The 13667-nt window shown below is 36.3% G+C and carries 13 protein-coding genes; 10 read left to right on the top strand and 3 right to left on the bottom strand.

Going from position 1 to position 13667, the window contains the following annotated elements; all coding sequences use genetic code 11:
• Nucleotides 1–598: 598 nt before the first annotated feature.
• Together ACMHJ2_RS00135 and rpiB are read left to right on the top strand one after the other, a co-directional pair.
• A complete protein-coding gene (locus ACMHJ2_RS00135) occupies nucleotides 599–2212 on the top strand; it encodes an AMP-binding protein (RefSeq protein WP_413510932.1) in 1614 nt (537 codons plus the stop codon).
• 46 nt (nucleotides 2213–2258) lie between these two features.
• Nucleotides 2259–2690, top strand: coding sequence for a ribose 5-phosphate isomerase B (rpiB, locus tag ACMHJ2_RS00130; RefSeq protein ID WP_413510931.1), 432 nt, complete (start codon nucleotides 2259–2261; stop codon nucleotides 2688–2690).
• A gap of 29 nt (nucleotides 2691–2719) precedes the next feature.
• Here the strand turns inward: rpiB and ACMHJ2_RS00125 are convergent, their stop codons facing one another.
• Nucleotides 2720–3535, bottom strand: coding sequence for a DUF4846 domain-containing protein (locus ACMHJ2_RS00125; protein ID WP_413510930.1), 816 nt, complete (start codon nucleotides 3533–3535; stop codon nucleotides 2720–2722).
• A gap of 183 nt (nucleotides 3536–3718) precedes the next feature.
• Here ACMHJ2_RS00125 and ACMHJ2_RS00120 point away from each other — a divergent pair, with 183 nt between their 5' ends.
• Nucleotides 3719–4102 carry an AAA family ATPase gene (locus tag ACMHJ2_RS00120; RefSeq protein ID WP_413510929.1) on the top strand — a complete coding sequence of 128 codons (384 nt, stop codon included), beginning with the start codon at nucleotides 3719–3721 and terminating at the stop codon, nucleotides 4100–4102.
• Nucleotides 4103–4165: 63 nt separating this feature from the next.
• Here ACMHJ2_RS00120 and ACMHJ2_RS00115 read toward each other — a convergent pair whose 3' ends face one another.
• Nucleotides 4166–4429: a DUF1294 domain-containing protein gene (locus ACMHJ2_RS00115; protein WP_413510928.1), complete on the bottom strand. Its 264-nt coding sequence runs from the start codon at nucleotides 4427–4429 to the stop codon at nucleotides 4166–4168.
• Between the two features lie 56 nt (nucleotides 4430–4485).
• Here ACMHJ2_RS00115 and ACMHJ2_RS00110 point away from each other — a divergent pair, with 56 nt between their 5' ends.
• Complete coding sequence (locus tag ACMHJ2_RS00110; protein WP_413510927.1) at nucleotides 4486–6609, top strand: Tex family protein; 2124 nt, start codon at nucleotides 4486–4488, stop codon at nucleotides 6607–6609.
• Nucleotides 6610–6870: 261 nt separating this feature from the next.
• Here ACMHJ2_RS00110 and ACMHJ2_RS00105 read toward each other — a convergent pair whose 3' ends face one another.
• A complete protein-coding gene (locus ACMHJ2_RS00105; protein WP_413510926.1) occupies nucleotides 6871–7089 on the bottom strand; it encodes a twin-arginine translocase TatA/TatE family subunit in 219 nt (72 codons plus the stop codon).
• A gap of 193 nt (nucleotides 7090–7282) precedes the next feature.
• Between ACMHJ2_RS00105 and ACMHJ2_RS00100 the strand changes: the two genes are divergently transcribed.
• The 6 genes from ACMHJ2_RS00100 to rfbD are packed head-to-tail and all read left to right on the top strand — an operon-like array spanning nucleotide 7283 to nucleotide 13637.
• On the top strand, nucleotides 7283–8158 hold the full coding sequence (locus ACMHJ2_RS00100; protein ID WP_413510925.1) for a M23 family metallopeptidase: 876 nt from the start codon (nucleotides 7283–7285) through the stop codon (nucleotides 8156–8158).
• A 6-nt stretch (nucleotides 8159–8164) separates the two neighbouring features.
• Complete coding sequence (locus ACMHJ2_RS00095; RefSeq protein ID WP_413510924.1) at nucleotides 8165–9655, top strand: GH3 auxin-responsive promoter family protein; 1491 nt, start codon at nucleotides 8165–8167, stop codon at nucleotides 9653–9655.
• A 22-nt stretch (nucleotides 9656–9677) separates the two neighbouring features.
• Nucleotides 9678–11357: a DUF6909 family protein gene (locus tag ACMHJ2_RS00090; protein WP_413510923.1), complete on the top strand. Its 1680-nt coding sequence runs from the start codon at nucleotides 9678–9680 to the stop codon at nucleotides 11355–11357.
• A 1-nt stretch (nucleotide 11358) separates the two neighbouring features.
• The gene (locus ACMHJ2_RS00085) at nucleotides 11359–12321 is read left to right on the top strand and encodes a hypothetical protein (protein ID WP_413510922.1); all 963 of its coding nucleotides are present in this window, start codon (nucleotides 11359–11361) and stop codon (nucleotides 12319–12321) included.
• Between the two features lie 3 nt (nucleotides 12322–12324).
• Complete coding sequence (gene rfbC, locus ACMHJ2_RS00080) at nucleotides 12325–12873, top strand: dTDP-4-dehydrorhamnose 3,5-epimerase (protein WP_413510921.1); 549 nt, start codon at nucleotides 12325–12327, stop codon at nucleotides 12871–12873.
• The gene (gene rfbD, locus ACMHJ2_RS00075) at nucleotides 12870–13637 is read left to right on the top strand and encodes a dTDP-4-dehydrorhamnose reductase (RefSeq protein WP_413510920.1); all 768 of its coding nucleotides are present in this window, start codon (nucleotides 12870–12872) and stop codon (nucleotides 13635–13637) included. The genes rfbC and rfbD overlap by 4 nt, the downstream gene beginning before the upstream one ends.
• Nucleotides 13638–13667: the final 30 nt, after the last annotated feature.

Raw genomic sequence — 13667 nt, 5'->3', positions numbered from 1 at the left:
TATTTTCAATGATTTTCTCTTTGTCTATTGCCTTTGAATGCGCAATTCACGTTCGGAATTAAAGGCAAAAATATTCCTTTTTTTTCATTTTTACCTTGTTTATTTCTTTTTTTATGCTAAAATACCCTAGGGTGCTGTTGAATGAATGAAAAAAAAGCGACTGTTTTTTTAAGCTTTTTGCTGTCTTTTGTAGCCTTTTTACTAGGAATACTCTCCCTCTACCCTCCGTATATACTAGTTGTAGCTAGAGGTTCTTCGACAGTTCTTCGACAGTTCTTCGACAGTTCTTCAACAATACTAGCCTAATGAGCAATTTGTTGAAGCTCTGTTGTGGTAATCTTGAAGGATTCACAAACAGGGTTCAAAGTACAAGTATATAAATAGCGCAAAGGGGCTTGTTGAAATATTTTCTTTAGAAGGCTTGACTCAGGAAGGTCTATTTGAGAGGGATAAAGACTAATTGTAGACCGTTTTTATCTTAGTATACGGCGAATACCAGAAAGTGATAGAAAAGCAAGGTTGTAAATAGTATAAAAGACAAGAAATAGCCGTATTTTTTGTATTTTAGAAAAACCAATCCTAAAAACAAAAACAAACGATGAAAGCAATATCCTACGTGCATGGCGCATCCAGTATTCCCTTATTGGGAGAGACAATTGGTGAAAATTTGAAAAAGATCACCAATTTATACCCTGATAATGAAGCTTTAATTAGTGTGCATCAAAAGTATCGAGCAACCTACCGAGAATTTTATCAGCAAACGCAACAAGTAGCTAAAGCGCTTTTAGGACTAGGTATTGAAAAGGGTGATCGTGTCGGAATTTGGGCACCAAACTGTTACGAATGGGTATTGTTACAATATGCAACCGCGCGAATTGGCATTATTTTGGTGAATTTAAATCCGGCTTATCGCGCTCATGAATTAGAATTTGCAGTGAATCAATCCGAAATAAAAGCGATTGTTTCTGCGGAATCCTATCGAACAAGTGATTATAGGAAAATGATTTCGTTGATACGCGAAGATTGTCCTTCTTTAAAAGAGGTTGTTTTTTTAGGGGAAGAATGGCAGGTATTTTTGGACAAAGCTGTTGAAATAGATACACAGATCGTAGAAGAAATAGAAGCCTCCGTCCAATTTGGTGAAGCAGTTAATATTCAATATACCTCTGGAACAACAGGATTTCCGAAAGGCGTAACCTTAACGCATCACAATATTCTAAACAATGGCTATTTTATTGGAATTCGCCTCAAGTATACACCCCAAGATCGCGTGTGTATACCCGTGCCTTTTTACCATTGTTTTGGTATGGTAATTGGCAATTTGTGCTGTACTTCACATGGAGCGACGATTGTAATTCCAAATGATAGTTTTGATCCTGCAAAAACACTCGAGGTAGTAGAGCGTGAAAAATGTACGTCTTTGTATGGTGTGCCAACGATGTTTATTGCAGAGTTGCAGTTGCCGGATTTTAAAAAGTACAATTTATCTTCTTTGCGCACAGGTGTAATGGCTGGATCTCTATGTCCGGAACACATCATGAAACGAGTGAAAAGTGAAATGAATATGGATGAAGTGAGTATTTGTTATGGTATGACCGAAACCTCTCCGGTATCTACGCAAACTCACATCGGTATTGATATCAAAAAACAAGTGAGTACGGTGGGTACCGTCCAAGATCACTTAGAAATTAAGATTATTGATCCTGAAACAGGCGGTATTGTTCCTCGGGGTGAGGCGGGTGAACTGTGTACAAGAGGGTATTCCGTCATGCTTAAATATTGGAATAACCGCACCTTAACGGCCGAAGTACTCGATGAAAACCGATGGATGCATACGGGCGATTTGGCAACGATGGACGAGGAAGGTTTTATTGCTATTACGGGAAGAATTAAAGATTTAATTATTCGCGGAGGAGAGAATATCTCACCCAAATGGATTGAAGACTTTTTGTATACCCATCCAGAGGTTGCAGATGTACAAGTTATTGGTGTACCCAGTGAAAAATACGGCGAAGAGGTAATGGCTTGGGTGATTCTAAAAGAAGAGAGTACCGCTACAGCAGAAAGCCTGTTTGAATTCTGCGATCAGAAGATTGCCTATTATCGAATTCCCAAATATTGGAAGTTTGTCACTTCTTTCCCCATGACCATTTCTGGCAAAATTAGAAAGGTGGAAATGCGCCAAATTGCTGTAGAAGAATTAGGATTATAAAACCCAAAAGTTTTACCTTTGTCCCCTAACTAAACACAACGAAAAAATGAAAATAGCAATCGGAAATGATCATGCAGGTCCAGCTTATAAAAAGGCAATTGTCGATTTTTTACAAGCCAAAGGATATGAAGTAACCAACTATGGAACAGATAGTTTTGATTCGGTAGATTACCCCGATTTTGGACATCAAGTCGCTACAGCTGTAGAAAATGGAACGGTAGATTTCGGCATTGTTATTTGTGGCAGTGGCAATGGCATTGCCATGAGTGCAAATAAGCACCAAGGCGTGCGTTGTGCGTTGTGTTGGACCAAAGAAATTGCTGAATTGGCGCGTTTACACAACGATGCGAATGTAATGAGTATTCCAGCTAGATTCACCTCGATTGAACAAGCCGTGGCAATGGTAGAAACGTTTTTAAATACCGCTTTTGAAGGTGGAAGACACGCAACAAGAGTGAATAAAATCGCTTGCTCTTAAGCAAAAAATAGTTATACCTATACTGGAGTTTACCAGGTTTTCCAATCTTCTGAAGTAAACCTCCATTCGGGGGTATTAATAGTATGGCTAGTAACGTCATACCAAGGATTATCCCCTTGGGCGTATGGATTTTTTAGTATTTGTAATTCTTGTGCAGGCATATAGCTTTGAGCAAGTAGCACAACTGTATTGCCCGCTTCATTTTGAGCCATATCGACGACAATTACGGCATGTCCATACGGTTTGCCAGATTGCAAGAGAATATCGCCAATTTGTACCTTATCTCTTGATACAGCCTGGAGCTGTTGTTTTAAAGAAGCGGTATTGGCATACATAAAAATATGTTCGAGATAAGCCCAATATTTAGTTTTAGAAAAATCACCTTGAACATAGTCTGTATAAAAACGAGGTTTGCCATCATTAAAAAGAAAGGCAATCTCATCGTATCTTTTTTGTTGGTATAAAAAATCAGCGCGCAAGCGCATGGTTGCATCCGCACATTGATGTAAATCCTTGGTACCAATAGGCAAATCGATTACCGATGAATATACCTGAGGTTTGTTTTTTTCTTTGCCATTATGGTATTTAACTTTTTCACCGTACGCTTTTAAAGGCAAATTCTGCAAGTGATAACCGAATTCTTTGGTCGTATACGTTTTTCTTTTGTATCCTGAGGGGAGATTGTATCGGGTTTGTAGGGTCATTCCAGAAGAATTAATATACGAGTCCGTTAAGGCTTCTTGAGTTGTATTTGTTTCTAAAAAAGAATCAATGAGGGTGAAATTTATTTTTTTATCGCAAGAAAGACTAAGGAAACTGAGGAATAGAAAAACACAATACTTCATTGCAATTTTAGTTGAATTAAAAGACTTGGTTAATGTTTAAAGATATTGAAAAACAAGGAGATGTAATTCTTTATTGCGGGTTAAAATAAAAATTGAGAAAGTGTATTGTATTAGCATGGTCTATGGTGAATACTAAATTTGTGTTTTTATAAGGTCTTTCTAAAAAAGAGTGTACGGGAAATTATGGAAAAACTATCAATTAGAAATTTTGCAGGTATAGAAAAATTAGACTTGGAAATTAAATCTATTACTATACTAATAGGTCTACAAGGTGTTGGAAAAAGTGTAGTTGTAAAGTTGATCTATTTCTTTAAAAATATAGTAGAAAATAGTAAAGAAGGAAGAATCGAGGAATATAATGAGGGTAAAATAAAGGAGGAAATATTTCTTGAGTTTCAACGAATCTTCGATGAGAGTATATGGAAGGAAGAGGTCTCTTTTGTGCTAGAATATTTTAATGAAGAAGTATTAAATTTTTATTTAGAAGGAAAGGGTAATCAGAATTTAGAAATTGAATTTTCTGAAAGATTTAAAAAAATGTTGAAAAAGAGTATGCTTGTGAGTTAGAAGTTGCATCCAAGCAAAGAGAATACCCCTATTAAGATTAAGCGCAAGTTTAGTTTCCTGATTTTATCTTCGAAACAAAGCAAAAAACAAAAGTACCTGTACAAGAAAAACGGCATAAAACATCAGTTTAAAACTCTGTTTTTTGTTTTTGTGATGTAAGTTTCTCATGGCGAACCACCCCCCTACACTACCGCCTAAAAAACAAAGGGTAAGTAGATTTTTTTCTGCTATTCTATTCTTGTTTTTCTGTGCTCTTTCTTTATCAATCTTAAACATAGTAAAAGTGATATAGTTAATGGCAAAGAGGTAAAAGAATAAAAACTTCATGGGATTTATTTATTGACGCAAAGGTAGTATTTTAGCTATTCTTAAAATAATATATTATGACGTTGATTCATTTTATTCAACAAGCGTTAGATGCATCTGTAAAAAGTATTGAAAATACACTAGCCTTGTTAGATGAAGCTTGTACGATTCCGTTTATTGCTCGTTATAGAAAAGATAGAACTGGAAATTTAGATGAAGTTGCTATTGAAAAAATTGCCAAGTACCGCGAGTTATATGTAGGTATTGTCAAACGCAAGGAATCTATTCTAGCTTCTATTGAAGAACAAGGTAAATTAACCGATGAATTGCGTGCTAAAATTGAACAGAGTTTCGATTTGGTTGAAATAGAGGATTTGTATTTACCTTATAAAAAAACGCGAAAAACAAAAGCAGATACCGCTAGAGCTTTAGGATTAGAGCCTTTGGCAAAGATTATCATGGCTCAAAATGCAACTGATATAGAATCCATTGCCAGCAAATATCTAACCGATGAGGTAGCAGATGAAGAAAAGGCCATTCAAGGCGCTTGTGATATTATTGCGGAATGGATCAATGAAAATCTGTATATCCGCAAAGCGTTGAGACGAAAATTTCAACGAGAGGCTGTTGTTACAACCAAAGTTGTAAAAGCAAAAATAGAAGAAGAAGGTGCACAAAAGTTCGAACAATATTTCGAATGGTCTGAACCGTTATATAAAGCGCCAGCCCATCGTGTATTGGCTATTTTACGCGCTGAAAAAGAAGGGTATATTCGAATGAATATCGCCGTTGATAAAGAAGATGCCCTTCAATTTATTGAACAGACGATTGTAAAAAGCAAAGGCGATGCTGCTGCTTACTTGAAAAAAGCCACTGCGGATAGCTATAAGCGCTTATTAGAACCTGCTTTGTCCAATGAAGTTTTAAGCGAAGCGAAGCAAAAAGCAGATGCAAATTCAATTGCCGTTTTTTCCGATAACTTAGCTCAATTACTATTGGGATCTCCTTTGGGAGAAAAACGCATTTTAGCCATTGACCCTGGCTATAAATCTGGCTGTAAGATTGTTTGTTTGGATGAAAATGGCAATCTGTTGTACAACGAAACGATTTATCCGCATCCCCCACAAAAAGATAGCGGTATCGCAATGAAAAAAATACGTTCTATGGTTAATTCCTACCGCATTGAAGCCATTGCGATTGGCAATGGTACCGCATCGCGAGAAACGGAATTTTTCATTAAGAAAATTGCCTTTGATAAACCTTTGCAAGTCTTTGTGGTGAATGAAGCGGGTGCATCGGTTTATTCAGCCTCTAAAATTGCAAGAGAGGAATTCCCCAATTACGATGTTACCGTTAGAGGAGCCGTTTCTATTGGACGAAGATTAGCAGATCCTTTAGCAGAATTAGTAAAGATTGATCCCAAGGCTATTGGCGTAGGGCAATACCAACACGATGTAGATCAAACCCTGTTGAAAAGTGAATTGGATACGGTGGTGATGAAATGCGTGAATAAAGTGGGGATTAATTTAAATACAGCCAGTAAATCTCTGTTGAGTTATGTTTCAGGAATAGGAGAAAAGATGGCTGAAAATATCGTACAATATCGCGCAGAACACGGGGCTTTTACTTCTCGTGCTACGTTAAAGAAAGTACCGCGTTTAGGAGAAAAAGCCTATCAACAAGCCGCTGCGTTTATTCGAATTAAAAATGCAGTAAACCCCCTCGATGATTCTGCAGTACATCCGGAAGCCTATGCAATTGTTGAAAAAATGGCCAAAGATTTAAAATTAACGGTGCATCAGTTAATGGCGAATTCAGAAACGATTCGCAAAATCGACGTAAAGAAATACGAAACAGCCGATATCGGTGCGCTTGCGTTAACGGATATAATCAAAGAGTTAGAAAAACCGGGCTTAGATCCGCGTAGAGCGGCTAAAGTATTTGAATTTGATCCTTCCGTTAAGCAAATAACAGACTTGAAAATAGGTCAGATATTACCAGGAATCGTAAATAATATTACGAATTTTGGTTGCTTTGTAGATGTGGGAATTAAAGAAAGTGGGTTGGTTCACATTTCGCAACTCAAAGAAGGATTCGTTTCAGATGTCAATGAGGTGGTGAAATTACACCAACACGTTCAAGTGAAAGTAGTGGATGTGGATGTAGCCAAAAAACGCATTCAATTATCGATGATTCTGTAATTATATATCAAAACACTTAACTTGGCACACTATTTGATTTCTTTTAAATAAGAAAAAGAAATCTGCTTCGTTGTAAGAAGCTAGTAAATTATGTAGTGTTTTTATTATGTTTTATAAGTGAAGTGCCTGTTAAGCGTTGTTTTAACAGGTACTTTTTTTGTAGTTAACACAGAAGGATAGACTAGAGTTAGCTTGACTTTAAGCCATAAAAAATGCGCTATAATTTCTTATAGCGCATGTTGATATCGAGATTCAAATGAATTATTCCGTTTTAGAGGTGTCTTCTTTCGTTGTTTCTTTCTTAGATGCTTGTTGAGCAGAATCGTCTTTCGTAGCATCCTTGAATTCTTTAATCCCTGTTCCTAGTCCTTTCATCAATTCAGGAATTTTCTTACCACCAAATAACAATAGGATTAAGGCAACGATAATTACAATTTGCCAGGGTCCAGGCATTCCTAAAAAAATATGTAATGAGTTCATATTAATTTGTTTGAAGATTTTAATAAAAACAAATATAGGAAGAAAAACCGATTCCGTTTATTGGTTGCTTGTGTTATTTAACTTTTAGGTCAATAATATTAACATTAGGACGAATTTAATATGTGAATAAAACCAAAAAAGAGCAGAAGTCAATTTTTTTAATGTATATATTTGTGTAGAAAACAAGTAACTTATGTCTAAGAAAGGACTTCAATGGAGGAAGTGGAAAAAAAGACTTCTAGATAAATATAGAATAGTAGTAGTGAATGACCGCACATTTGAAGATGTAAGTTCGTTCAAATTGAACCTCTTAAATGTAGTAGGTGCTACGACTACCATTGTCTTTTTATTGCTTGTTTCCAATGTTCTTTTGTTAGTGTCAACCCCTTTGAAAGAGTATATTCCAGGTTATTCTTCTTCAGAATTGAAGCAAAAATCGATTGATTTGGCTTTGAGAGTCGATTCCTTAGAATCGGAAATTAGAAAAAATGAGCATTATGTGGCCGCGGTCAAACGCGTCTTACTTGGCGATATCGAAGTAACCGCTGCTAGTGTTGATTCTTTAATAAAAACAGGAACCCCCCTAAACGCGATTGAACATACCAAATCAAGTGAAAAAGATTTGGAGCTTCGAGAGTATGTAAGACAAGAGGACAAGTACAACTTGTTGACCAATGCGGAAGCAAGAGTGCGTACGGTGCTTTTTTCACCTATAGAAGGTTCTATTATTCGCAAGTACGATCCTCGATCGATGCACTTTGGCATTGATTTTACAGGACCTAAAAATTCATTAGTAAAATCCGTAGCCAAGGGAACTGTTATTTTTGTTGATTGGACAATTAACGATGGTTATACTGTCATTGTATTACATGAAGAGGGAATTAGTTCTATTTATAAGCATTTATCGTCTCTTACAAAAAATAAATACGAAACGGTTCAAGCGGGGGATGTCTTAGGTTTTTATAACCAAGATGAAACAACAGGAAAGGTGAGTCAACCGTATTTGCATTTTGAGTTGTGGAAGGACAATTACCCATTAGATGCTACGTTATTTATTGATTTAGAATAAACCATTATGTCTATAAAATCCATTGGAGCAAAGCTATTTGCTTCTATTATCCATAAGAAAACCCAAAAATGGGTAAATAATCCAGTTGAAACTCAAGCTAAAGTTTTAGCGCATTTAATTGAACAGGCCAAACATACCGCCTTTGGTAAAGATCATAACTTTGATTCGATTACCAATCACCAAACTTTTGTACAAAGGGTTCCGGTGCGAGATTATGAAGGATTAAAACCGTATGTAGATCGCGTTGTCAAAGGGGAGGAAGATGTACTATGGCTGGGTAAGCCCTTGTATTTTGCTAAAACATCGGGAACAACTTCGGGGGCAAAGTATATTCCCCTAACGAAAGAATCGATGCCGTATCACATTGAAGCGGCTCGAAATGCTATTCTTGCCTATGTTCATGAAACAGGAATTGCTGATTTTGTTGATGGCAAGATGATTTTTCTTCAAGGAAGTCCTATTTTAGAACAAATCAATGGGATAAAATTGGGGCGATTATCAGGCATTGTGGCCCATTATGTTCCTGCCTATTTGCAAAAAAATAGATTGCCAAGTTGGGAAACCAATTGCATTGAAGATTGGGAAACGAAAATTGAGGCCATTGTAGAAGAAACGGTTCACGAAAACATGACCGTTATATCAGGTATTCCAAGTTGGGTACAGATGTATTTTGAGCGATTAAAAGCCAGAGAAGGAAAAGGAGTAGGTGAACTATTTAAGCAGTTTAATTTGTTTATTTATGGAGGCGTTAATTTTGAACCCTATCGCGCTAAATTTGAACAGTTAATCGGTAGAAAAGTACCTTCTATTGAATTATTTCCCGCTTCGGAAGGTTTTTTTGCGTATCAAGATTCACAAACTGAAAAAGGCTTATTATTGCTGTTGAATGCAGGAATCTTTTATGAGTTTATTAAAGCAGAAGAATTTTTTGCGGATAATCCCAAACGATATACCATAGGTGAAGTTGAATTAAACCAAAACTATGTATTAATTATTTCAACCAATGCAGGATTATGGGGTTATAATATTGGAGATACGATTCAATTCGTCAATTTAAAACCGTATCGCATTGTAGTATCGGGACGAATTAAGCATTTTATTTCGGCATTTGGTGAACATGTGATTGGCAAAGAGGTTGAAACAGCATTGCAACAAGCGATGGAAGGCACAGAAGTGCAGGTCAATGAATTTACAGTGGCTCCGCAAATTACACCTGCTGAAGGATTGCCGTTCCATGAATGGTTTATTGAATTTGGACAAGCACCAGCGGATATGGATGCTTTTGCCTTGAAAATTGATAAGGCCCTGCGCAAACAAAATGCGTATTACGAAGATCTGATTGTAGGCAAAGTATTGCGTACACTGGTGATTCAATCTGTACAAAAAGAAGGCTTCCATGCCTACATGAAAAGTATTGGAAAGTTAGGAGGTCAAAATAAATTACCGCGATTGAGCAATGACCGCTCGATTGTGGATCAATTAAAAATAAATGAATAGTAAAGAAATAAAAATGAGGACTATGGGAGAGATAAAAAATATTTCAAGAACAAGAGCACAAGTCTCTTCAGCAGCAATTGAGCGCATTTATATTACAATGCGTCATTTGTTTAATAGAGGATTCTATAAACCCATGGGCGTATCTGGAGATACCTTACGTGAAGCTCTATTAGAACTGCGACCAGAGATTTATGGTACGATTGCAGAAGAGAAAGTAGAATTAGATGGATTACTATATGTTATTGAGCGTTTACCTATCGGTATTGAGGAGTGTAGATATATAAATCTAACCTCTGATGAAGGGTATTCTTTCTCACATTTTCAAGCAATTGTCCCGCCAAAACGCAGAAGAAATTGCTATCGCATTGACGAGGAGCAAATGAATATTGAAATTACAAGAGGAAGGTCAGATATCTATGATGTATTAACGCATTTGACTTTTATTTTCATCGAATCACACAAAATCAAAAATAGAGTTTTGATTGATGAAGATGGAAGAGTAACCCGTGATTGGAAAAAAATTGAAAGTGCAGCACAGCAAACAGAAGCTTTAGAATTACAAGAAAAAGAGGTAATTATGTCTCATTTGGCTAATGTTTTAGGACGATCATTTGCTGAAGTTTTGGCGGTCTATGAGAAATTTGCAATTGCAGAAAATCCAGATCGCTTTTTAGATGTTATCTATTGGCTTGGTAAACTAGCCATAGAAGAAGACGTAGACAATAATAAGCGAACAATCACATTTAGTCCTTTATTACGCGAGCGTTTAGGACACCATATTTACGGAGAGGTTTGGTCCGATCGCATCAAAGAAGCTTTGGTTGAAAAAGGACTTTTAGAGCGCCCTATTCACGTTATCAGTGCAAATATGCACAGTGTGATGAATTCTATCTTTGCCCCAGCGGTAAGTAAAGGTGAAATAGAAGCGACGGAAGAGATAGAGGTTTATGAAGAGTTGAGTAAACCTGAAAATAAACCTTTGCGAAATCTAGTGAGAGAACGCGCGGAGAAAGAGGGGATGATCTTCTTGCCAGGTGATTCAGGAACGAATATTGACGTGCAAATTTTTGATACCGCTCTAATCAATTTTGAACAAACGAATTTTAAAGACGTGCATTTCGAAAGCGAACCTCCCGTTATTATTGTGATGGATTATGCTTTTGGAGAACAAGCCTATGAAACGATAGATGAGTTGTTGAAACCCTTTAAAAAACAGATTCGATTAAATGTTGAATCCGTTTCTATCATGGGGAAAGCGGGGATTTTAGAAGGCGGAAAAGGAGACATTATGATTCCATTTGCCCATATTAATGAAGGAACAGGAGATAATTATCCTTTTGATAATGAATTGACGGTGGAGATGTTTGATAATCAGGGTATTCCTGTAGTTGGAGGAACAATGGTTACCGTATTGGGAACGTCTCTGCAAAATAAGGACTTATTGAAGTTCTTCCACGATTCAACTTGGGGCGTAATTGGATTGGAAATGGAAGGAGCCCATTACCAAAAAGCGATTCAATCTGCTTCAAAAATTCGAAAAAGCATTAATCCTGAGGTAAAAGTGAGATATGCGTATTATGCCTCTGATAATCCTTTAGAAACAGGAAGTACATTAGCTTCTGGAGGATTAGGCACAACGGGGGTAAAACCAACATATTTGATTACAATTAAAATATTGGAGCAAATTTTTAATAGTAAATAGCATGGAAAAACCAGAGAAGCAACAAAATAGCGAATTTGATGAAGCAAATTTATTGGATATAAGAAAGGCTACCGTATCACTTTTGGATGCTATGGGCTTTTTTGCTTTTAAAACGATGCAGTATTTCGCAAAAAAATGGGTGTATATCGTATTGGGCTTGGTTGTAGGACTAGGCATGGGCTACATGAAATACAGTGCACATCAAAAGAGGTCACAAGTGCCTGAATTTGATGCAAGTAATGAAGTGGAATACAGTATTTTAGTTGCTCCCCAATACAATAGTATTGATTATTTGGATCAATTAGTTCAAACTAAATTCAGAGATAAGCTGAACTATACCCAAATTAAAACGGCGAAACTAGTAGGGATTGACGATGTTTTTGCTTTTGTAAGTCAAGATAGCTTATATGCGAAAGTTTTTGAAGTTTTGGCTTCTAAGGCAACGACTATGGATGAAGCGATAAACTTTTATACGCTGAGTAAAAACTATCCGTATCAGTTACTGACAATACAAGCGACTAGTCCTTTCGAAATTGAAAAATTTGTAAGCGATTTACAAAATCACTTCAATCAACAGACGTATTTTGCTGCGCGAAAACAACTAAATATAAAAAATCTAATCGCAGAGAAAGATAGGTTAGAAGAAGAACTAAATGCAATTACCGTTTACGCTTCTCTGTTACAAAATAAGGCTCAAAAAGGAGCTGCGGAGCAAGCACAATATTTGGAGGTATTGAATAAAAAGAAAATGACGATTGCACAATTAGCGCAGATCGAACGCGTACAATTAGAAGAAAAACAAGTTTTGTTTGTTCTAGATTATATAGAGAAAACAGAACAATTGATGGATGATGGTAGCTCTATAGGAAAGCAAATAGCGAAGGATGGGGTGAAATTTGTACTTTTGTTCTTAGCGATAGGAATGTTAATCGATTTTGTAAGATATTATAAAAAGAGGGCATAAGGGATGAAGGTTGAGTCGACTAAATTTAAAGATTGTTTTATTTTACGGCCTCAAGTATTTACGGATCAAAGAGGGTATTTTTTTGAGAGTTTTAACCAAATAGATTTTGAAGAAAAAACAGGATTAAAAGTCAATTTTGTACAAGATAATCAGTCTTATTCTCAAAGGGGAACTTTAAGAGGCTTGCACTTTCAAAAAGGAGCCGCTCAGCAAGCAAAATTAGTGCGTGTAATTCAAGGAGAGATACTCGATGTAATTGTTGATTTAAGAAGAGATTCACCCACGTATGGGCAGCATTTGACCTTGTTGTTAGATGATGTAGAACACAAGCAGTTGTTTATTCCTAAAGGATTTGCGCATGGTTTTTTAGTGCTTAGTAAAACGGCAGTTTTTGCTTATAAATGCGATAATTATTACGCAAAAGAAACGGAGAGTGGGATTAGATATAACGATCCTGCCTTAGCAATTCAATGGCCAAGCTTAGAACAGGATTATATTATTGCTGAAAAAGATTTAGTATTGCCTCAATTTAATGCCTTAGACCCCTTATGATTCAAGTTCTTATAACCGGTGCACATGGGCAAATGGGCCAAGCAATGCAGTCCATTGCTGCTCAGTATATTGCTGTTGATTTTGTTTTTTTAACAAGAAAGATGTTAGATGTGTCAAATATTGAGAATTGCAGGTCTATTTTTAAGAAATTAAATCCGGATTTTTGTGTTAATTTTGCGGCGTATACGAATGTAGAAAGGGCAGAAGATGAAAAAGAGTTGGCGTATCACATAAATGCAGAGGGATGTAAAAACTTAGCGGAAGTATGTCTGGAATTTAATACTACCTTCGTTCATTTATCTACGGATTTTGTCTTTGATGGAGAAAAAACAGAACCCTATGTGCCAACGGATTTACCTAATCCTATTAATGTGTATGGGGCGTCGAAACTAAAGGGAGAACAATATATTCAAGAATTATTAGTTAAGTATTACATTGTGCGAACTTCCTGGATATATTCAGCATTTGGTCACAATTTTGAAAATACAATGTTGAATTTAGCAAAATCAAAATCGGAGATTAATGTGGTAAACGATCAGATAGGATGCCCGACCGATGCAGTAGACATTTGTCATTTTATACTGGCTTTGATTCAAACCCATAAATTTGGATTGTATCACTATAGAGGTGATTTAATTTGCAGTTGGTATGATTTTGCCGTATCCATTTTTAATAAAAATAAGATAGAAATAAAGGTAAACCCAATCTCAACAGCGGAATATCCAACAAAAGCAAGGAGACCAAAGTATAGTGTTTTAGGATAGAGCAATACCGATAGTAGAGAAAGCATTAAA

This window comes from Myroides odoratus (assembly GCF_965118575.1).
Classification (GTDB): domain Bacteria; phylum Bacteroidota; class Bacteroidia; order Flavobacteriales; family Flavobacteriaceae; genus Flavobacterium; species Flavobacterium odoratum_B.
This window is presented reverse-complemented; position numbering and strand designations above follow the sequence as displayed.

Excerpts from the sequence above, each read along its gene's own strand:
- ACMHJ2_RS00135 (WP_413510932.1), top strand. The coding sequence starts at position 599 with ATGAAAGCAATATCCTACGTGCATGGCGCATCCAGTATTCCCTTATTG.
- rpiB (WP_413510931.1), top strand. The coding sequence starts at position 2,259 with ATGAAAATAGCAATCGGAAATGATCATGCAGGTCCAGCTTATAAAAAG.
- ACMHJ2_RS00125 (WP_413510930.1), bottom strand. The coding sequence starts at position 3,535 with ATGAAGTATTGTGTTTTTCTATTCCTCAGTTTCCTTAGTCTTTCTTGC.
- ACMHJ2_RS00120 (WP_413510929.1), top strand. The coding sequence starts at position 3,719 with ATGGAAAAACTATCAATTAGAAATTTTGCAGGTATAGAAAAATTAGAC.
- ACMHJ2_RS00115 (WP_413510928.1), bottom strand. The coding sequence starts at position 4,429 with ATGAAGTTTTTATTCTTTTACCTCTTTGCCATTAACTATATCACTTTT.
- ACMHJ2_RS00110 (WP_413510927.1), top strand. The coding sequence starts at position 4,486 with ATGACGTTGATTCATTTTATTCAACAAGCGTTAGATGCATCTGTAAAA.
- ACMHJ2_RS00105 (WP_413510926.1), bottom strand. The coding sequence starts at position 7,089 with ATGAACTCATTACATATTTTTTTAGGAATGCCTGGACCCTGGCAAATT.
- ACMHJ2_RS00100 (WP_413510925.1), top strand. The coding sequence starts at position 7,283 with ATGTCTAAGAAAGGACTTCAATGGAGGAAGTGGAAAAAAAGACTTCTA.
- ACMHJ2_RS00095 (WP_413510924.1), top strand. The coding sequence starts at position 8,165 with ATGTCTATAAAATCCATTGGAGCAAAGCTATTTGCTTCTATTATCCAT.
- ACMHJ2_RS00090 (WP_413510923.1), top strand. The coding sequence starts at position 9,678 with ATGGGAGAGATAAAAAATATTTCAAGAACAAGAGCACAAGTCTCTTCA.
- ACMHJ2_RS00085 (WP_413510922.1), top strand. The coding sequence starts at position 11,359 with ATGGAAAAACCAGAGAAGCAACAAAATAGCGAATTTGATGAAGCAAAT.
- rfbC (WP_413510921.1), top strand. The coding sequence starts at position 12,325 with ATGAAGGTTGAGTCGACTAAATTTAAAGATTGTTTTATTTTACGGCCT.
- rfbD (WP_413510920.1), top strand. The coding sequence starts at position 12,870 with ATGATTCAAGTTCTTATAACCGGTGCACATGGGCAAATGGGCCAAGCA.